This window comes from Agrobacterium sp. NPDC090273 (genome assembly GCF_044772305.1).
In the GTDB taxonomy this organism is placed as follows: domain Bacteria; phylum Pseudomonadota; class Alphaproteobacteria; order Rhizobiales; family Rhizobiaceae; genus Agrobacterium.
In genome coordinates, this window is the sequence record NZ_JBIVYN010000007.1 from 340,092 (window position 1) to 359,700 (window position 19,609).

The following is a 19,609-nucleotide window of genomic DNA, read 5'->3' on the forward strand; positions in this document are numbered from 1 at the left end:
GGCTTTTTTCATCTCAACATTCTATAATCTCAGGCAGCGCCGGAAATCCAGGCGGAAAGCGCAGTCTTGGGAGCTGCACCAACCTTGATGTCTGCCACTTCGCCACCCTTGAACATAGCAAGGGTCGGAATGGAGCGAACGCCAAACTGGGCGGCCAGTTCGGGGTTTTCGTCGATGTTCAGCTTGGCAACCTTGACCTTGCCAGCAAGCTCAGAAGAGATTTCTTCAAGGCTGGGGGCGATCATCTTGCACGGGCCGCACCATTCAGCCCAGAAGTCCACGACAACGGGTTCAGCGGATTCGAGAACTTCGGACTGGAAGTTGGCGGCATCGACTTTTACGGTAGCCATATCTGGCTCTCCTTTCAGTGAATCTTTTTCCGCTATCGATGTGATGCGGGCAGGGGAGAATTTCAATGCCCCGGTATCTCACTTTGTTTTTATTGCGGCAAGGGCCTGCGTCATCGCATCGTTTCCAAGCGTCACGAAAGACGCGTTTTCCGTATAAACCAGTGCGCAGACAAAGGTCTTGTCCGGATATAGCGGGGTCAGGATTTCCCGATAGATGGCAAGCTGCGCAATATGCGCAAAAGGAATTTCATTGGCGGCGCGAGGCGGAGCCCGGTTGGTCTTGTAATCGACCAGAATAACGCGGTCGCCATCGACCGCCAGTCGGTCGATGCGGCCGGAAACGGCATAATCCTGCCTGCCGAGTGTCATGGTACCCATGACAGAAACTTCTGCCCTGCTGTTCGGTGAAAAAGCGCATTGAATGGCGGGCTCTGAAATCACGCGCAACACCGCATCGATCAATGATTCACGCTCGGACGAAGGCCAGAATTGCGTTGCGCGATCGGCATAACGCCGGGCTGCCGCTTCGCGCGCATCATCAGGAAAATCCGGCAAGGTTTGCAACATGCGATGCACTAGCCTTCCGCGTTGGAGGGCTAGCGTCGACCCCACCGTCTTCTGCGTAAAAAGCCGCGAGGATACGATCAGGTCGTCGGCCCCGTCGTCGACGATCATACCGACGCCCGAGGGGCTAAGGGGTCGCGGAAGTGAAGGCAGCGGTGGCAAAGGCGTCAGCAGCCCGGCAGGAAGATGGATTTCCTGCTCATCCGCGATGTCCGCCGTTGCCTGCGTGTGTTGGACCGAACGCACGTCCGAGGATCGCCACAGCACGCCGTCCCACTCCTCGCCTCCGGCAGAGAACTGTTGTGGCTTCGAACGCTCTGGATGGTCGGAGAGGGCGGTTTTGACAATTGCGTGCCAGCATTCAGGGTTTTCCGTCGGGCCTCGATACCCGCAAACAATCAGGTGGTCGGCGGCGCGCGTCATTGCCACATAAAGCAGGCGCCGGTATTCTTCTTCGGCCGCATCCTTCAACCTGTCTTTATCCGCTTCCACCAGACTGTTGGAAAAACCACTGCCGGGTAACCAGACCGGGAAGGCGGTGTCGGGCTTTTCAATAAAACGCAGGCTTGGCAGATGGCTGTGGTTGAAAGCCTTTGAACCGCCATCAACGACAAACACGACCGGCGCCTCAAGCCCCTTTGAAGCATGCACAGTCATGATGCGTACTTCGCCACGATCCTTGTCCTGCTCGCGCTTCACCTCAGGAGAATCGGTTTCCAGAACCGATATGAATGCCTGAAGGCCGGGCATGCCGGCCTTTTCGTGATCCAGCGCGAAAGAAAGAAACTCGTCCAGAACGTCACTGGCCTCGTTGCCCAATCGGCCGAGAAACTGTTTTCGACCATCAAACAGGGTCAGAACGGCAGCGAAGAAATCATGCACCGTTGCTGTCTTGGAAAGCGAGATGAAACTTTGCAGTTTCTGCCGAACCATCCCGAGACGGCTGTCGTTTTCGGCAAGGTGTATCAGCCGTTGCCAGGCACTTTCGGTATCTACGCGTTCGGCACAGACCGCGAAAACATCGTCCTCGGTCAGGTTGAAAAGTGGGCTTTTCAGCAGTGCAGCAAGCGAAAGATCGTCCTGCGGCAGCACCACGAACCGGCCAAGTGCCAGCAGATCCTGGACGGCGATGTGATCGGTCAGCCGAAGACGGTCGGCACCGGCAACAGGAATGTTCTTGCGCTGCTTCAACTCGCGGGTCAGCGCATTAACGAAGGCATGGCGTTTTCGCACCAGCACGAGAATGTCACCCGGCTCGATTGCCCGCTCGACACCTTTCTCGGCAATCGTCTCCTTGCCGATCATCTCCGCGATGCGCGCAGCTATCCGGCGTGCGACGATCGCAGGGGGAGCGCTCTCTCGCAGCGCATCAAAGGGCGCAGTCCAATCCTCTTCGTTTTCGGTGATTTCTGGCACCACCATGTCCCAGACTTCAACCGTTCCAGGCTGTCCGGCCCGGTTGGATCGGTGTTCGACCGGCTCCTTGTCGGCACTCAAACCGCTGGCGTTGTCGGGGTTGGCAAATACCTGGTCGACAGCAGCCAAGACATCTTCGGTGGATCGGAAGGAGAGCGGTAGCCGGATACGATGAAACTGCTGTTCCACGGCATCCACGCGTCGTTTGGTCTCTTCGCGCTCCTGCGAGAAACGCTCCGGCCGCGCCCCCTGAAACGAGTAGATCGACTGCTTCTCGTCACCCACTGCAAACAGGGTGCGCTGGCCCTTGCGGGCACTCTCGCCGCTAAAGAAATCTGCCGCAAGCGACTGAATGATGGACCATTGCACCGGGCTGGTGTCCTGCGCCTCGTCGACGAGAATATGGTCAATGCCCTGATCCAGCTTGTAGTGAACCCAGGCGCCAGCCGTATCCCGGTTCAGGAGATTGGCGGCCCTTTCGATCAGATCCTCGAAATCGAGCTGACTTCGTTGCTTTTTCAGATCCTCGAAGTCGCCGATCAGCCGCTCTGCCAACACCAGAGCAGCCTGGGTGGCTTCCAGCATACGCAACAGGCGGTAGCGTTCCCGGCACGATGCGACATGGTCTCTCGCCAGCGTCAGCGCATCGATGAGATCGGGTGACGCTTTCTGTATGGCCTTGTTGATGACGTAGGCATCCGATTTTTTATCGCCCTTGGCCGTTAAAAGAGCGGCCTCAACGAATGCCATGCGTTGCAATGGGTCGGTTTGCCGTTTGGCTTCCCGCAATGCGTAGGCTACGTCGATAACGCGGGAGCCACCGAGTTCGTCGGCGAGCGTCAGATAAGTATCGAGTGCCAGACCCGAAAGACCGGGCAGGGGCCAGTAGGCGGCGGCGGCCGTTTCAAGCGTTTCTCCAGCCTTGATCTGCATGGCAAAGCGCAATGTGGCATCAAGGCCGCCTGACTGCCGTGCTTCATGCAGGAAGGCGCGCAGCGCACTGCGATTGGCGATAATGGCGCTCAACAGCGATTCAAGACCGCTTTCATCGGCAAGATCAAGAACATAGGCAAGGGAACTCGCCAGCTCTGCATCGTTGTCTATTGATACCGCTGTCAGAAGAGATCGACGCGCCTCCGCAAGCAGGGTGGCGGCTGCGCGATCATCCAGAACGGAGAAATGCCCGGCAACATTGGCCTCGAGTGGAAACTGGTGCAGCAAAGCTTCACAAAACGCGTGGATGGTCTGGATTTTAAGACCACCAGGTGTTTCCAGCGCCTTGGCGAACAGACGGCGAGCCTCCGCAAGCTTGATAAGATCAGGTATCTTGCCTTCGATGGACGCAATCCGGTCTTTGAGATCGGAATCCGGAAAAGTAGCCCACTCGGCCAATCGATCGAAGACGCGGCTCGACATTTCCGAGGCCGCAGCCTTGGTGTAGGTAAGGCAGAGGATGGCCGAGGGCCGGCAACCGGCAAGCAGCAGACGGATCACACGTTGGGTCAGCACATGTGTCTTGCCGGAACCGGCATTGGCGGACACCCAGGCGGAGCTTCCCGGATCGGAAGCAAGCCTCTGGCGCGCGGTCGTCCAGTCGATCCAGCTTTCAGGATTGTCGGCGATTGGGCCAGCATCGAAAAGATCAATCGCCATCGCCGTCTCCTGGTTCTGCCGTCGACCATTCGGAAACGCGGGCAAGGTGATCATATTCGCCACCGTAAGATTGCTGTTCTTCAGGCACCAGACGGGAAGCAAAACCGTTTTTGCCGTCTCTCAGGGAGCCAACGAACTTTGCAAGCTGATCGATCGATTCCGTTGCCAGATCGATGGCAGACTTCGGTGGTTTTTTGCTTCTCGCAGCGCCTTCGTTGTTGACCTGGTCCCAATGAAAACGGTCGCCTGGGCGCAACCGGACATAGATCAGGTTTTCCGGGGTTGGCGATCCTGCATCCTTGAATGCGCCGCGCATCAACGCGGCGGCCTCCAGCGAAAGCTGCGGGTCAAGAAGAGCGCGGGCCTGATTGACGGAGGGAGCAAGCCCGGTCTTGTAGTCGATGATATCGGCATGACCGCTTGTCTTGATGTCGATACGGTCGGCAATGCCTGTCAGGCGAATGCCTGCCTCAGCAATTTCCTGTCCGGCTCTTGCCTCGAAAAAGCTGCGGCGGATCGAGGGATATCTCTCGCGCTCCCAGTCGATGAAGGCGCGTGCCACGGCTTCGAAGCGTGGACGCCAGATGACATCGACATGTGGCGGCAGATTTTCCGCATCGAAACATTCGTTGAGAATGCGGTGCATCGCATCCAGTGAAGCAGGCGTTCCGGGGATATGGCCTTCTCGTGAATAACGTTCGATGATGGTATGGTAAAGCGTGCCACGGTCGGCCGCACTTGGGTCGCGGTTGAACTCTCCCAGAGGATCGAGGCGCAGGATGCGTCGTGCATAGATAGCATAGGGGTCGCGGCGTAATTTTCCGACCTCACTGAAGGAATAGCTTTTCGGCTGCAGCTCTGCCGGTGGTTTTGGTGCTGGGCGTTTTGCGGCGTCCTGTTCAATACCGGCGTCGAGGAGGGTCGCCCAGCGTCGAAATGTTTCACCCCGATCTCTGAGATGTTCGGCGAACTCCTCACCGCCCAGTGCCAACAGGCGTTGCAGCCAACGTGATGCGACGGCTGGCGTGGAGCCCTGCCGCAAGGCCCGGCTATAGACGATGTGGCGCGTGCCATTGGCCATTTCGAAATCATGGGCGAGCTGTCCGACACTTCGTTCCGGTGGTTCCAGGCCGATTGCCGTTTTCATGGTTCGCGACAGGAACGGATTGTTGGCTGTTTGCCCAGGCCATAATCCTTCATTCAGTCCGCCAATGACAATCGTATCGACATTTTGAAGGCGTGCTTCCAGCGCACCAAAAATAAAGACACGCGGATGACTCATCGCACGTGGCTTGATGGAATCACCGGTGACAAACGCTGCGAAAATATCGATCCATTGGGGTCCGTCCGCATCGAGAACATCACCGCTTTCCATCAATTCGGAGAACAATGTGGAGAGTTTGTCTCCGGCTTCGCCAGACCACAGTCCCGCCAGATCGCCATTTTCGTCAGCGCAGATCGCCTCGATCACGCGCCCGGTTCGCTCCGACCAACTGGAAAGCGGCAGCTTCTCAGTTAAAGCACGTCCTGAGCGGCTGCGGCTGACAAATGCAGACTGAAGCGGTTCGATTGCCGCTTGAATTCGTCTGGCGAGATCACGGGCCGTTTCCACGCTTCCGTCCGGCAGTGCGGTGCGCCATTTCGGTGGGTGGCGATCATCCTTTTGCACCAGGAGTTGTGCATCGAGGACGGCCTCCAGATTGCCAATCTCGGTTTCCAGTCTTCCACCACGCAGTGCGATCAGTTCCAGAGCCGTTGCCGCGGCCTCAAATGCATCTTGTGAGAGGCCGAACCGCGCCAAGGGGTGTTTGAGAAGCGAAACAACGGGGACGGGGTCGCCGGGTCTCAGGACTGCTTCTAGCACAAGCTGAACCAGCCCGGTCTGCGGCGTTGCCGATAGCGGTGTACCGGCTGAATCATCGGCCATGATGCCGAAGCGCTTTAATTCTGTGGCCACGCGTCGCGCCAGACCGCGATCAGGCGTGATGAGGGCAGCTTGTGATGCGCGGCCTCGAACCGGTCTTTCCAGCGCCAACTTCAGCGCGATTGCGACTGCAGTAGCCTCTTCTCGTTCATTGGCAGCTTCGATCAGAGTAGCGGAGGTAAAGGCGTGATCGAAAAAACCATCGGGTTTGGATTCGCGCCACCTGTTCCACTCGCTTGTGGATTTTACGGGGGCAAGCGCCATCGAGAATATGGAGGCACGGTCTTTGAGATCGTCATCCAGTTGACCGATCTGCTCGACGTCCTGCCGCAGTACAGCAAGTTTCCGGAGGAGCAAAAAAAGACCGTATTGAGAGTGCGTCCGGCTCGCGGGATCGGTCAAATCCTCACCGATTGCCTGCCATTGCTCCTCCGGCATGGCGAGATCGAGACCGGGCAGCACAACGACACCTTGCGGCAGAGACGCAACCGAAGCGATGAAGTCCGCGGCTGCGGGAATGGAGCCTGTGGAACCGGCTACGATGATGGGCCCAGTGTCTGATATTCTGCCAAGCCGTTCTGCTTCGGCGCGCAGAATGGCGTTTCGGTGCCGCCCGGCCGATGACCGGTTGAGTTCGCTCAGGCGGGCTGGCCAGAACACACTGGCGATTTTCAGGAACTCAGCGGTGAGTTGCCACCATTGGGCATGTTCGCCAGTGTCCAGTTCGGCAAGCGCTTCCCAATCCTTCTCTTCCGTGTCCATTGCATCGATCACTTCACCAAGCGCACGCGCAAGCCATACGGCATCGGCAGGACTTGCCGGCGCGACGAGCGGTGAGTCCGAGTGAACGGCGCGGATCGCATCGGGCAGGCTGTTGCGCCATGCCAGAATCAGGCGAGCCAGTTCGATCAGGCGTCCGGTGCCGGAAATTGGTGGCGCCATATCCATGATTTCAGGATTTTCGATATCGAAGAATCCACTGTCGTCATCGCTTTCGCCGAGTGGCCGAATGAGCGGCAGAATAGCCGACCGCCCGCCCAACAGGTCCACAAATTCGGACCGCAAGACGCGGGCAGAACGGCGGGTCGGCACGTAGATCGTCACCTTGGCCAAAGAAAGCGGATCGGCCGTATCGTATTTATACGACGCGGTGAGTGTACCGTCGCACAATGCTTCCGCGAGTGTTCTGAGGAACGGCGTTCCCGGTGCAATAGTCAGAATGCGTTTGGCATACGCCAATGGCTTGTCTCACTGTGTCGTTGAAAATGCAGCGATGGTTTTCTCTGCATCCTCTATAGCATCCGGCGTGCCGACCGTAATCCATTGACCGTTCAGCGAGAGTCCAAAAAGCCGTTTTTTGGCAATGGCGCGGTCGAAATAGATGTTGAGATTGAAGGCGTCATCCGGTGCATCATCCAGCAGCCGTGAATCCATGGCAATGGCACCTGCATAGACGACCGGGCGCGGCTCACCTTCATTGTAGCGCGTCAGGAGACCATCATCAGCCAGGTTGAAGTCTTTTTTGCCGTTATGCCCGGTGGTGCGATCCATATCGACGCAGAGCATCGCCATATCCATTGTCTTCGGATCGAAAAAAGTCGCGAGTCTGTGCAAACTCGTCTCGGTGCCAGGCGCTTCACCAATCCAGAAGAGGTCGGCATTCATGACGAGAACCGGACCCGGAGGCAGAAGCTTCAGGCCCTTGGCAAGACCTCCACCGGAGTTCATCAGTGTTTCCCGCTCATCGGAGATCAGGATATTGACGTCTCTGCGGCTTTCAAGGTGCGCGACCATCTGGTCAGCATGGTGATGGACATTGATGGCGATGGTTTCGACGCCCGCCTCGACCAGCACATCGAACACGTAATCGATCATTGGCCGACCCGCGATTTTCACGAGAGGTTTCGGGATCGTATCGGTGATCGGCCGCATTCTTGTACCGAGACCGGCCGCCAGCACCATTGCTTGTCTGATCGTCATGTCGAAAGCTTCGTTATGAGTTGAGGTCTACACCGGCGCCCGACAGCCAGTCGCGCAGAGGCGCAAGATCGGGATGCATGAGGGCGGAATGAAGATAAGAGAACGTGCGCGGCATATGTTTCATATAAGCCGGTTTGCCATCCCGTTTCATCAGCCTTACCCAGATACCCACGAGCTTGCAGTTGCGCTGTGCCGCCATGATGGCGAAGGCTTTCAAAAAAGCCTTCTCATCAAATGCCGGGTTCTTGCCGCGAATATCGAGGTAATGCTGCATCAGCAGCGCTTGCATTTCAGGTGAAATCGTTACCCGCGCGTCCTGCACGATAGAGGCGAGATCGTAGGCATTCGGCCCGATCATCGCATCCTGAAAATCGATGAGACCGACCTGGTCGATGCCCGATTTGTCATGCTGCCAGAGGATGTTGGGCGAATGGAAATCGCGCAGCAACAAACCCGTCTCCGCATCGTAAAGCTTGGCGATCAACTGGTCCCAGACCGCGAAATAGGCCTGCTTTTCGCTGCCGTCGATTGCCTCGACCCCACGAATATAAGGCAGGTACCAATCGACCAGCAACGAGGTTTCGATTTTCATCGCATCCGGATCGAAGGCCGGAACATCATGGCTTGTCCCATCAGGAAGCGCGATAATGCCAGGAGCAGGCGCTTCGTGCAGGGCTGCAAGGCAGGCGACGCTTTGCAGATAACGCGCTTCGATTGGCTTGCCGTCTTCGTCCAGCACACCATCACGCCCGATATCCTCCAGCAGCAGAATCCCGTTGTCCAGGCTCTGCGCTACAATGACCGGTGCCGAAAATCCGTTTTCTGTCAGATAGCTGTCGATGGCGATGAATGGCTTCACGTCCTGAGCAAGATGCACGATTTCCGCGTAGGTCTTGCCATCCTTGATGATCGGTCCGCGTGGTGGTGGTTGCCAGTCCATCAGCACATATTGCGTGCCGTTATCGCGCACCAGCTCATAGGTGCGGTAGGAAGCATCGCCGCTGAAATACCGCCGCGAAGATCCTTTTTTGTCATTGGCTTCAAGGAAGTTACGGATTGCCAGAACCCGTTCTAGCCGGGCGCGATGCTTGGGTGGCGCATCAATGATCGCGACGCGGCCTTCACCTTCATGCGTCAGCCGAAGCGTAATGGTGCTGTCTCTGGGGAGATCGCTGGCCGCAATCTCTGGCCACTCGATCAGACAGACTCCATCGGAGAGCATTTCGTCTATGCCGAGTTCATCCAGTTCGGAGATATCGGAAAGGCGATAAAGGTCCAGATGCGCGACAGGAAAACGAAGCGAATAGGATTGAACGATGGTGAAGGTGGGGCTTGGCACTTCCAGCTCGTCATCATCGGCAATGGCGCGAATGAGCGCACGGGCAAGTGTCGATTTTCCTGCGCCGAGGTCGCCGACCAGTGCAATGCAATCGCCGGGCTTGACAGTCAATGCCAACTCCTCACCGAGCCGGATCGTTTCGGCTTCATCGGCGAGGAAGATGGAAAGAGGCGGAGTCGTATCGTTCATTCTGCGGCGATGGAATGCGGATTGACGCCGGCAGGAATACGGCAGGTGACGACGGTGCCATTGCCGGGGCGGCTATCGATGGCCACTGTTCCATGATGAAGGCTGACAAAGCTCTCGACGATCGAGAGACCAAGGCCTGCACCCGTCTTGCGCCCACCGTTTCCGTGTGTCGAGAAACGATCGAACACCGACTTCAGCATGTCTTCTGGAATGCCGGGGCCCTTGTCGGACACCGAGAAGACGAAATCACCTTCGCTGCGCTGGCAGGTGAGCTGAACGGATGCGCCATCCGGCGAGAAGTTGATTGCGTTGGTCAACAGCTTGATGAGGATCTGTTTCAGACGCTGATGATCCGCCACCAGTGTCCCAAGGTGGACCGGCGCGACGACTTCGAGCGAAATACCACTTTCCTGCAAACGGTCAGCGATCTGCAGTGAAACGTCATCAAGCAGTTCGTTCAGATCGTTGTCCGAGTAATTGAGCTGCATGATACCGGCATCAACAGTCGCAAGATCGAGGATGTCGTTGACGATGGTCAGCAGAACCGCCGAGGAGGTGGAGATGTGGTCGAGATATTCGGCCTGTCGTTCCGTCAGGTCGCCAATTCCCGGCGTTTTCAGAAGATCGGTAAACCCGATGATGTTGGTCAGCGGTGAGCGTAGCTCATAAGAAACATGCTGTACGAAATCGTTCTTGAGTTCGTCGGCCTTGAGAAGCGCGTCGTTCTTTTCCTTCAGCGCTCGCTCGGCACGCACGCTGTCCGTCATGTTGACGAAGGTCAGCATGGTCTGTGCGTCTGGAAGCGGAATGATCGCGTAGTCGAGAACGAGACCGGATAGCAGTTCCAGCGTACCCTGCTTGGAAGGCCGCTCGTCGTCGAAACTGGTAATGAACCGGCTGAAATCACGCCAGCCATCAGGCTTGTCGTAGGATTGTTCGCAGGCTGTTTCGATAGCGCGGATATGGGTTCCGGTTTCTGCCTGATCGGCGGTAATGCCCCACAGGGCCCGGAAAGCCGGGTTGGAAAGACGGATGCGTCCGTCAGCGCCAAACACCGCAACCCCTTCAGCAAGGTGATCGATGGTTTCGCCCTGAACCTTGACCAGCGTGTTGTAACGGGTCTGAAGATCGACCTGCTCGGTCAGGTTCTCGAACACCCACGTAGCTCCGCCCTGCGGATGCGCCGTAGCGATGACCCTCAGCGTCTGTCCGTTCGGCAGGTGCCAGAGATCGGTCTTGGTATCGAGCGAACGGTAAACGGAAAGCGCTGTTTCTTTCCAGTTCTTCCAGTTCAGCTGTTCAGGCAGCTTGCCGGCGGTACGCAGGCGGTCAAGAAGTTCGGAATTGTCGGGCTTGCCTTCCAGGAAAACCAGATCAAAACCCCACAGGCTGACAAAGGCCTGATTATAGAACTGCAGGCGCTGGCGACCATCAAAAATGGCAACAGGCGTTGCAAGATGATCGAGTGTTTCCGCGTGGCTCTTAAGCACACGCTTCAGTTCTTCACGAAGTGTTTCCGCTTCGGTGGCTTCGATAGCGATGCCCGCCGAGCCACCAGTCGTCTTGACGTCGACCACATCGAAGAAGGTCCGATTGCCTGAAACGACGGTAGAGATGCGATCGTGATAGGGAGAGTCGGGCGTTGCTGTCGCGCGTATCTTTTGCCGCGTGACGGTGTTCAGCAACTCACGCTTTTCCGCAATCGCCAGCGATGCGTCCCGCGCATCCACAGACTGAGCATAGGCGTGATTGACCCAAGTCAGCTCGCCGTCGCCATTGCGGCGCCAGACTGGCTGTTCGAGAGAATCGAGTAGCTCCTGGAATGTCGAGATCGAGGCAATCAGGCGTTCGCGCTCGACCTGCAATTCGGCGTGTTCGGCACGCAGATTGTTGAGGGCGACGAAACGCGCAAAGGCGTTTCCACCGGACACGCGCCCCTGAACCTCAATGACTTCGCCGCGCTGTGTCTCGACAGTCAGGTCAAAGCTCTGGGCATGGCTACGCAGTTTCTCGATGGATTTTTCGAGCTCACCTGCAGAGGACGGCTTGAGCCAGCGCCCGAAAGCCAGAAAATCCTGATCTGCCTGTGGCGCACCAGTCTCGACGGGTAGCTGCCCAAGAAATTCCGGACGCTTCTCGACGCCATCCCAGATGACGATGCGACGGCTCTTGTCGGAAATAAGTGCTTCGTATTTCGTGATCTTGTGATGGGATTCTGCAAGTGCTCGGCGATACTCGCTGCTCTCCGCTTCGATGTTACCGCGTTGGCGAACCAGCCAGACAATCGAAAACAGCGTTGCTGAAAGAATACCGACAAACAAGGAATAGGTGATGGTTTCCCCGGAGGAAAACAGCCGCGCTCCGGTTGCCACGGGCGAACCGTCCTGCGCGACAGCGATCGTTGCTGAACCGCCCAGAAAAGTACCAGCAAGCAAAGCCGGAACTCTCCACAGACCTGATCGCACGATCTTGAATGTGCGCTGGCAACGCGCCAGCATTTGTGCGTGCAACGATACGCCGTGAAGCGCGTCGTCACCGCTTTGAGTTACCCGCTCGCACGGATAGGAATTGTGTACCGACATCCCCGGTCTGTCTCCGTCCTGTGTGCCGCATCTTCGACAAGACATCCCATTTCGCCGCGCCGCCTGACGCATACGAATCAAGTCCAAAGACAATACCGCCTTCACAAAAGACCGGGAAGGGAGGGCGCAAAAAAGATGCCGCGCGCTTTGTCAAGCGCACGGCATCTACATCTTGTGCAATTTCGGTGGATATTAACTATAAAATTAATATCTGTAGTGTTCGGCCTTGAACGGACCCTGCTTGGAGACGCCGATATAATCTGCCTGGACATCAGAAAGTTCGGTCAGGCGGACGCCGAGCTTCTCCAGATGCAGGCGTGCAACCTTCTCATCGAGGTGCTTTGGCAGAACGTAAACCTCATTCTTGTATTCGCCCTGCTTGGTGAACAGTTCGATCTGGCCAAGAACCTGGTTGGTGAACGAAGCCGACATAACGAAGGAGGGGTGACCCGTGGCGTTGCCGAGGTTGAGCAGGCGGCCTTCGGACAGAAGGATGATGCGGTTACCCTTCGGGAACTCGATCATGTCGACCTGCGGCTTGATGTTCGTCCACTTCTGGTTACGCAGCGATGCGACCTGAATTTCGTTGTCGAAGTGGCCGATGTTGCCAACGATCGCCATGTCCTTCATCTCGCGCATATGCTCGATACGAATGACGTCCTTGTTGCCGGTCGTGGTGATGAAGATGTCAGCCGAAGACACGACGTCTTCAAGGCGGACGACTTCGAAACCGTCCATGGCAGCCTGAAGCGCGCAGATCGGGTCGATTTCGGTGACCTTGACGCGTGCGCCAGCACCCTGCAGAGAAGCGGCCGAACCCTTGCCCACGTCGCCATAACCGCAAACAACGGCAACCTTGCCGGCCATCATCACGTCGGTCGCGCGGCGAATGCCGTCCACGAGGGATTCCTTGCAGCCGTACTTGTTGTCGAACTTCGACTTGGTAACGCTGTCGTTGACGTTGATGGCCGGGAAGGGAAGGAGACCCTTCTTGCTGAGATCGTAGAGGCGGTGAACGCCCGTTGTGGTTTCTTCGGTAACGCCCTTGAGTGCGTCGCGCTGCTTGGTGAACCAGCCGGGAGACGCCTTGAGGCGCTTCTTGATCTGTGCGACGAGAATTTCTTCTTCTTCCGAGCCCGGATTGGAAAGAACGTCTTCGCCAGCTTCGGCACGTGCACCGAGCAGAATGTACATGGTGGCGTCGCCACCATCGTCGAGGATCATGTTGGAGAGGCCACCGTCAGCCCACTGGAAGATCTTGTCGGTGTATTCCCAGTATTCCGTCAGGCTTTCACCCTTGACGGCGAAAACCGGAATTCCAGCTTCAGCGATTGCCGCTGCGGCGTGATCCTGGGTCGAGAAGATGTTGCACGAAGCCCAGCGAATGTCTGCGCCGAGCTCTTTCAGCGTTTCGATCAAAACGCCGGTCTGGATCGTCATGTGAAGCGAACCGGAAATGCGTGCGCCCTTCAGAGGCTTGCTCTCGCCGAATTCCTTGCGGCAGGACATCAGGCCGGGCATTTCTGTTTCGGCAATGTCCAGTTCCTTGCGGCCGAAGCCGGCAAGGTTGATGTCGGCGACGATATAGTCCTTCTCAACGCTCATGAGGTTCTCCAGATTAAAAACGCCGGGCTGATGGGCGCGGCCTTGCAAACGTAGCTGCGGTTTAGCAGGCCACGAGCAATCTGGCAATGATGATATAAAGAGGTCTTTATGTCTTTATATGATGCTTTGGTCAGGCTTCTTCGCCAAACCGGTCGGCGACCAGGGCTTCCAATGCAGCCAGCGCTTCATTTGCCTGGTTGCCACTTGCCTCGACATAGACACTGCATCCCGGGCTGGCGGCCAGCATCATGAGACCCATGATCGACGTGCCGCCAACGGTCATTCCATCTTTGGAAACGGTGATCGTTGCGTCAAAGCCTTCGACCATCTGCACGAATTTTGCCGAGGCCCGGGCGTGAAGGCCACGTTTGTTGACAATCAGCATTTCCCGGGACAGTGACGACATCGCTTATCTTCTTATTTGCCGCTCAGGACACGGCTTGCAACGTTGATATATTTTCGTCCGGCGTCGGACGCTTCCTGAAGAGCCTTATCCATGTTGTCTTCGCTGCGTACGCTCGCAAGCTTGATAAGCATGGGCAGATTGACGCCGGCGATCACTTCGACATTGCCGCTATTCATGACCGATATAGCGAGGTTGGAGGGTGTGCCTCCAAACATGTCGGTCAGAACGATTACGCCATTTCCATCATTGGCACGCGTGACGGCATCGATGATGTCCTGTCGGCGCTGATCCATGTCGTCTTCGGGACCGATACAGACCGTCTCGATCAATTTCTGAGGCCCGACGACATGCTCCACCGCATGACGAAATTCCTCAGCCAGCTTGCCATGGGTGACAAGCACTAGTCCGATCATGAAATGCTCCCTTACACACGCACTCTCATTGCCGACTATCGCAACGCGGCAATCCTGTCCATCGGTGGGAGTTTATCTTGATGAGGAAAATCGGAAGCGCAAGCCTAAAATCGCCCGAATCACGTTCACGACCTATTCGCTTTTAAAAGATTGTGAGCAAGCGCAGCAAATTTTCCATAGGGCGTCAGACTTGATAGCGGGATGCGCAGCAGTGGTAACTGCCCTCCACAGGGAAACGCCATCGTCTCGTTTTCTTCCGGCAGCCTTGGATTTTCCGGCGAGAGAACCGTTGTCACAGCAAAATGAAGCGCTGCCCTGGTAACGCTTTTGACAGAAATGATGCCGCTGCCGCGAAGTTCCAGCAATCCTGCAATCGTCTCCGGTCGCTCCGCCATGATTGTTTCATCCTGGCGATACACGAAAATCTGATCATCCGCGATCAGCGCGGCGGGCAGACCGCATCGCTCTGCCTCCGTCAGAAAGCTGAAAGCAAGTTCGCTTTTTCCACTGCCGGATGGTCCGGTAAAGACAATACCGGTTCCATCGACGACAATGGCCGTTGCGTGCAGGTTGAAACGATCAGCGCTCATGGGTTTCGGCCGCTGGAAGCGACAGGGTGAAACGGGCGCCGGAAATGACGCCGTATTTGTCGACGACGTTTTCCGCTTTCAGGCTGCCGCCATGGGCTTCAGCAATCTGTCGGCTGATGGAAAGGCCAAGACCGGAATTCTGGCCAAAACCTTCGCTTGCCGGGCGGTCCGTGTAGAAGCGCTCGAAAATCCGGTCGATGTCCTCGGCTTGAATGCCGGGGCCGTTGTCTTCGATCTGGACGAGGCAGCGGTCCTTGTGGCGCGCGAGACGAACCGTAATGCGACCGCTATCCGCAGCGACGAAGGAGCGTGCATTCTCGATAAGATTGGTGACGATCTGGCTGAGACGGAGGTCATGACCATTGACGACGAAGGACGGCTTCGCACCCGCCTTTCGGTCAACCACGTAGTCGATCGCCACACTCTTTTTCTTGGTGCTGATCTGTCGAGAAATATCGACAAGGCCCTTCAGCAACACGTCAAGATCCAGTGGTGAGGCATCGGCACGGGCGAGTTCGGCATCGAGACGCGAAGCATCGGAAATGTCGCTGATAAGGCGATCGAGGCGGCGCACGTCGTGGAAGATGATTTCGGTCAGGCGCTGCTTCGACTCTTCGGTTTTGGCGCGCGGCAGGGTTTCCACAGCACTCCTGAGAGAGGTCAGCGGGTTCTTCAGTTCATGGCTCACATCGGCGGCGAAACTTTCAATGGCGTCGATACGGTCGTAAAGCGCCGTTGTCATTTCTCTCAAGGCGATCGAAAGGTTGCCGATCTCATCCTGACGCGCAGAGAAATCCGGAATCTCCTCGCGGGTTCTTGCGCCACGGCGAACACGGATCGCCGCAGCTGCAAGCCGTCGCAACGGCGTTGCGATGGTGGACGACAGGAGCAAGGAAAGCACGATGTTGACCAAGGTCGCGATACCGAAGACGCGCATGATGGCGAGACGTTCGGCATGAACGATCTTGTCGATATCACCGGCTTGTGTGGACAGCAGCAGAACACCAAGCACTGCACGGAAGCGTTGGACCGGAACGGCAACCGAGACAATCAGCTCGCCTTTTTCGGTAACGCGCACAACCGCTCCACGAACGCCAGTCAGCGCGTTCATGACTTCAGGGTAAATCGAGCCGTCGCCGCCGGGAGCTTCTTTATATTGCGGCAGGCTGCTTGGCTGCAGCATGCGATTGAACAGGCTGGCGAACCACTCACTCCAGGTCTGGGTTTCCGGCGTGACCGGCGGAAGGTCGAACCGCAGCACCTGTCCACGTGAATAAAGATGACGCGAATCAAGCAGCAGGTTCGCGTCCGCGTCGAACAGACGGGCGCGGGTGCGGGTGGGGGAAATCAACCGTCGCAACACCGGTGCGACGCGTTCCGGATTGATCGGGAAACTCAGATCTTCGTCGTTCGGGGCAGGCGTTATGCTCTGTCCGGCCTGTAGCTCGAGTAGCTTTTCCGGATTGATGGTAATCGAATTGGTGTCGACCGACGCGGAGGCAGAAATTGCGCCCGCAATGATTTCGCCTTGTGTCAGCAGGCTTTCTACGCGGGCATCGATAAGCCCTTCGCGGAACTGGTTCAGGTAAAGGATGCCACCCACCAGAACGACAGTCGCCGCGACATTGAAGAACAGAATGCGACGTGTGAGACTGGAAAACACCGCATTGCCGAAAATGCGCCGGATAATCGTCAGCGGATGAATACGGTGCCGTCGTTCGCTGCCGCGATCTTCGGCATCGTCATCTTCCGAGACGGTTTCCGGCGATTTGTTCAACACGTCATGTCCTCTCAACCACGTTAACGTGGTCGACGCCTATTCAGGCTGTTCTCACGCTGCTTCGCGGAAGCGATAGCCTACGCCGTAAAGCGTTTCAATCATGTCGAAGTCGCCATCGACCAGCTTGAACTTCTTGCGAAGCCGCTTGATGTGGCTGTCGATCGTGCGATCGTCAACATAGACCTGCTCGTCATAGGCCGCATCCATCAGTGCGTCGCGGCTCTTCACGACGCCGGGGCGCTGCGCAAGCGAGTGCAGAATAAGGAATTCGGTTACCGTCAAAGTGACCGGTTCACCCTTCCAGGTGCAGGTATGGCGTTCCTGATCCATTGCAAGCTGACCACGTTCCAGCGTTCTGGCCTGTTGATCGGCCGTCGGCTTGAGCGTGCTTCCGGTTGCAGCGGATGCTTCCCTGCTGCTGGCACGGCGCAGAATTGCCTTGACGCGCTCGACGAGCAGTCGCTGCGAAAACGGTTTGGTGATGAAGTCGTCGGCTCCCATTTTCAGGCCGAAGAGCTCATCGATTTCCTCGTCCTTCGAGGTCAGGAAAATAACCGGCAGATCGGACTTCTGTCGCAGCCGGCGCAACAGTTCCATTCCGTCCATACGCGGCATCTTGATGTCGAAGATGGCGAGCTGCGGCGGGCGCGCAATCAACCCGTCCAGTGCGGAAGCACCGTCCGTATACGTTTCGACCCTGTAGCCTTCGGCTTCAAGCGCGATCGATACCGAAGTAAGAATATTCCGGTCGTCGTCCACAAGCGCGATTGTCTGCATGTAGTTGGTCTCCATCGTCATTCTATCGTTACTCCCGACATTCACCCAGCCAGGTTATGCGCCGTGAGTTCCTCTCATGAGTATAAAGGTGGAACAAATTGTGGCAAAGCAAAAAGGGCGGGTGCCGATCAAAGTTGTGGCGATGGAATTTCCGGAAATGCGTTCCGATGGATTCTAATGCGACTTCAACCGATTTAAAAAGAAATAAAATCTTTTAAATCGATTAATATATTGAAATTGCTATATTATTTAAAATGCCGCTCTTGCGTTTCCAAAAGCCAGCACGTATTTTCAAGGAAATTTCAACGGCCTTATCTTTCTCAACTAAGGAACGCGTCATGAATGAGCTTGGGGTTCATAATCCTGCCAACGGAGTTTCGAAACTCGGACTGGGAGAGGCTTTTCAGGTCTTTTATAACCTCAACGAAAGCGAACTTTATGAGCAGGCAATCCGCAACGGCGAAGCGGAACTGACCATTGACGGTGCACTTCGCGCCGTTACCGGCCAGCACACCGGCCGGTCGCCGAAGGACAAGTTCGTCGTCCGCGATGCCTCGACTGAAGACAAGATCTGGTGGGACAACAACAAGCCGCTGTCACCCGAACACTTCAAGATCCTGCATCAGGACATGCTCGCTCATGCGGCTGGAAAAACGCTTTACGTCCAGGATCTGATCGGTGGTGCGGACGAGGAAAATGCACTTCCGACCCGTGTTGTCACCGAACTCGCCTGGCATTCGCTGTTCATTCGCAATCTGTTGATCCGCCCGAAGAAGGAAGCACTTGCATCGTTCAGCCAGAAGCTGACGATCATCAATCTTCCAAGCTTCAAGGCAGATCCGGCGCGCCATGGCGTTCGTTCGGAGACCGTTATTGCCTGCGATCTGACCAAGGGCCTCGTCCTGATTGGCGGCACGTCTTACGCTGGCGAAAACAAGAAGTCGGTCTTCACCGTTTTGAACTATCTTCTGCCAGCCAAGGGCGTCATGCCCATGCATTGTTCGGCCAACGTCGGTCCGGCAGGTGACTCTGCCGTATTCTTCGGCCTGTCCGGCACCGGCAAGACCACGCTCTCGGCTGATCCGTCGCGCACACTGATCGGCGACGACGAACATGGCTGGGGTGAGCACGGTATCTTCAATTTCGAAGGCGGCTGCTATGCAAAGGCGATCAAGCTGTCGGCAGAGGCTGAGCCGGAAATCTACGCCGCAACACGACGTTTCGGCACCGTTCTGGAAAATGTCGTTCTCGATGAAAACCGCGTTCCGGATTTCAACGACAATTCGCTGACGGAAAATACCCGCAGTGCCTACCCGCTGCACTTCATCCCGAACGCATCGGAAACAGGTATTGCCGGCCATCCGAAGACGATCATCATGCTGACGGCTGATGCCTTCGGTGTCCTGCCTCCGATTGCCCGGCTGACGCCGGAGCAGGCGATGTACCACTTCCTGTCCGGTTACACAGCAAAGGTTGCTGGCACGGAAAAGGGCGTGACGGAACCGGAAGCAACGTTCTCGACATGCTTCGGCGCACCTTTCATGCCGCGCCATCCGGCCGAATACGGCAATCTGCTGCGTGAACTGATCGGCAAGCATGGCGTTGACTGCTGGCTGGTCAACACCGGTTGGACCGGTGGCGCGTACGGCATCGGCAAGCGCATGCCGATCAAGGCGACCCGCGCCCTGCTGACCGCTGCTCTGACCGGCGAACTGAAGAATGCTCAGTTCCGTACCGACGCGAATTTCGGTTTCGCAGTACCGCTGTCTCTCGACGGCGTCGACAATGCGATCCTCGATCCGCGTTCGACCTGGGCTGACGGTTCCGCTTACGATGCGCAGGCCAAGAAGCTTGTTTCGATGTTCGTGGCGAACTTCACGAAGTTCGAAGATCACGTCGACAGCACGGTTCGCGACGCGGCGCCTGGGCTTTTGATTGCCGCTGAATGAATAGCATCCTGCGTTAGTGGGAGAGGAGGGGACCCGGCCTTAGTGCCGGGTTCTTCCGTTTTTGCCGCTGTTTTCATTCTTGAAGATCTGTG

At 56.7% G+C, this 19,609-nt stretch carries 13 protein-coding genes; 1 reads left to right on the forward strand and 12 read right to left on the reverse strand.

Going from position 1 to position 19,609, the window contains the following annotated elements:
- Positions 1-29: 29 nt before the first annotated feature.
- From trxA to chvI, 12 genes are all read right to left on the reverse strand, one after another.
- On the reverse strand, positions 30-350 hold the full coding sequence (gene trxA / locus ACIQT8_RS19915; protein WP_003505361.1) for a thioredoxin: 321 nt from the start codon (positions 348-350) through the stop codon (positions 30-32).
- 78 nt (positions 351-428) lie between these two features.
- Positions 429-3,983, reverse strand: a complete 3,555-nt coding sequence (gene addA / locus ACIQT8_RS19920; RefSeq protein ID WP_400968666.1) for a double-strand break repair helicase AddA — start codon at positions 3,981-3,983, stop codon at positions 429-431.
- Complete coding sequence (addB, locus tag ACIQT8_RS19925; RefSeq protein WP_400968669.1) at positions 3,973-7,146, reverse strand: double-strand break repair protein AddB; 3,174 nt, start codon at positions 7,144-7,146, stop codon at positions 3,973-3,975. The genes addA and addB overlap by 11 nt, the downstream gene beginning before the upstream one ends.
- Before the next feature lie 9 nt (positions 7,147-7,155).
- On the reverse strand, positions 7,156-7,887 hold the full coding sequence (locus tag ACIQT8_RS19930) for a nucleotidyltransferase family protein (protein WP_400968672.1): 732 nt from the start codon (positions 7,885-7,887) through the stop codon (positions 7,156-7,158).
- Positions 7,888-7,900: 13 nt separating this feature from the next.
- The gene (gene tsaE / locus ACIQT8_RS19935) at positions 7,901-9,415 is read right to left on the reverse strand and encodes a tRNA (adenosine(37)-N6)-threonylcarbamoyltransferase complex ATPase subunit type 1 TsaE (protein ID WP_400968675.1); all 1,515 of its coding nucleotides are present in this window, start codon (positions 9,413-9,415) and stop codon (positions 7,901-7,903) included.
- The gene (locus tag ACIQT8_RS19940; protein WP_400968747.1) at positions 9,412-11,913 is read right to left on the reverse strand and encodes an ATP-binding protein; all 2,502 of its coding nucleotides are present in this window, start codon (positions 11,911-11,913) and stop codon (positions 9,412-9,414) included. The genes tsaE and ACIQT8_RS19940 overlap by 4 nt, the downstream gene beginning before the upstream one ends.
- Before the next feature lie 288 nt (positions 11,914-12,201).
- Positions 12,202-13,602 (reverse strand): adenosylhomocysteinase, encoded by a 1,401-nt coding sequence (gene ahcY, locus ACIQT8_RS19945; RefSeq protein WP_138795104.1) that lies wholly within the window; start codon positions 13,600-13,602, stop codon positions 12,202-12,204.
- Between the two features lie 130 nt (positions 13,603-13,732).
- Positions 13,733-14,008 carry an HPr family phosphocarrier protein gene (locus tag ACIQT8_RS19950; RefSeq protein ID WP_138795103.1) on the reverse strand — a complete coding sequence of 92 codons (276 nt, stop codon included), beginning with the start codon at positions 14,006-14,008 and terminating at the stop codon, positions 13,733-13,735.
- Positions 14,009-14,019: 11 nt separating this feature from the next.
- Positions 14,020-14,421, reverse strand: coding sequence for a PTS sugar transporter subunit IIA (locus tag ACIQT8_RS19955; protein WP_138795102.1), 402 nt, complete (start codon positions 14,419-14,421; stop codon positions 14,020-14,022).
- Positions 14,422-14,546: 125 nt separating this feature from the next.
- On the reverse strand, positions 14,547-15,011 hold the full coding sequence (locus tag ACIQT8_RS19960) for an HPr kinase/phosphorylase (RefSeq protein WP_400968680.1): 465 nt from the start codon (positions 15,009-15,011) through the stop codon (positions 14,547-14,549).
- A complete protein-coding gene (gene chvG, locus ACIQT8_RS19965) occupies positions 15,001-16,791 on the reverse strand; it encodes a two-component system sensor histidine kinase ChvG (protein ID WP_138795100.1) in 1,791 nt (596 codons plus the stop codon). Before chvG ends, ACIQT8_RS19960 begins: the two co-directional genes overlap by 11 nt.
- A gap of 51 nt (positions 16,792-16,842) precedes the next feature.
- Positions 16,843-17,568, reverse strand: a complete 726-nt coding sequence (gene chvI / locus ACIQT8_RS19970) for a two-component system response regulator ChvI (RefSeq protein ID WP_080827537.1) — start codon at positions 17,566-17,568, stop codon at positions 16,843-16,845.
- A gap of 338 nt (positions 17,569-17,906) precedes the next feature.
- Between chvI and ACIQT8_RS19975 the strand changes: the two genes are divergently transcribed.
- Positions 17,907-19,517: a phosphoenolpyruvate carboxykinase gene (locus tag ACIQT8_RS19975; RefSeq protein ID WP_400968685.1), complete on the forward strand. Its 1,611-nt coding sequence runs from the start codon at positions 17,907-17,909 to the stop codon at positions 19,515-19,517.
- The last annotated feature ends 92 nt before the right edge of the window (positions 19,518-19,609 follow it).

Coding starts and splice junctions, on each gene's coding strand:
- chvI (WP_080827537.1), bottom strand. CDS start 17,568: ATGCAGACAATCGCGCTTGTGGACGACGACCGGAATATTCTTACTTCG.
- ACIQT8_RS19955 (WP_138795102.1), bottom strand. CDS start 14,421: ATGATCGGACTAGTGCTTGTCACCCATGGCAAGCTGGCTGAGGAATTT.
- ACIQT8_RS19960 (WP_400968680.1), bottom strand. CDS start 15,011: ATGAGCGCTGATCGTTTCAACCTGCACGCAACGGCCATTGTCGTCGAT.
- trxA (WP_003505361.1), bottom strand. CDS start 350: ATGGCTACCGTAAAAGTCGATGCCGCCAACTTCCAGTCCGAAGTTCTC.
- ACIQT8_RS19930 (WP_400968672.1), bottom strand. CDS start 7,887: ATGACGATCAGACAAGCAATGGTGCTGGCGGCCGGTCTCGGTACAAGA.
- ACIQT8_RS19950 (WP_138795103.1), bottom strand. CDS start 14,008: ATGTCGTCACTGTCCCGGGAAATGCTGATTGTCAACAAACGTGGCCTT.
- ACIQT8_RS19975 (WP_400968685.1), top strand. CDS start 17,907: ATGAATGAGCTTGGGGTTCATAATCCTGCCAACGGAGTTTCGAAACTC.
- ahcY (WP_138795104.1), bottom strand. CDS start 13,602: ATGAGCGTTGAGAAGGACTATATCGTCGCCGACATCAACCTTGCCGGC.
- addA (WP_400968666.1), bottom strand. CDS start 3,983: ATGGCGATTGATCTTTTCGATGCTGGCCCAATCGCCGACAATCCTGAA.
- tsaE (WP_400968675.1), bottom strand. CDS start 9,415: ATGAACGATACGACTCCGCCTCTTTCCATCTTCCTCGCCGATGAAGCC.
- ACIQT8_RS19940 (WP_400968747.1), bottom strand. CDS start 11,913: ATGCTGGCGCGTTGCCAGCGCACATTCAAGATCGTGCGATCAGGTCTG.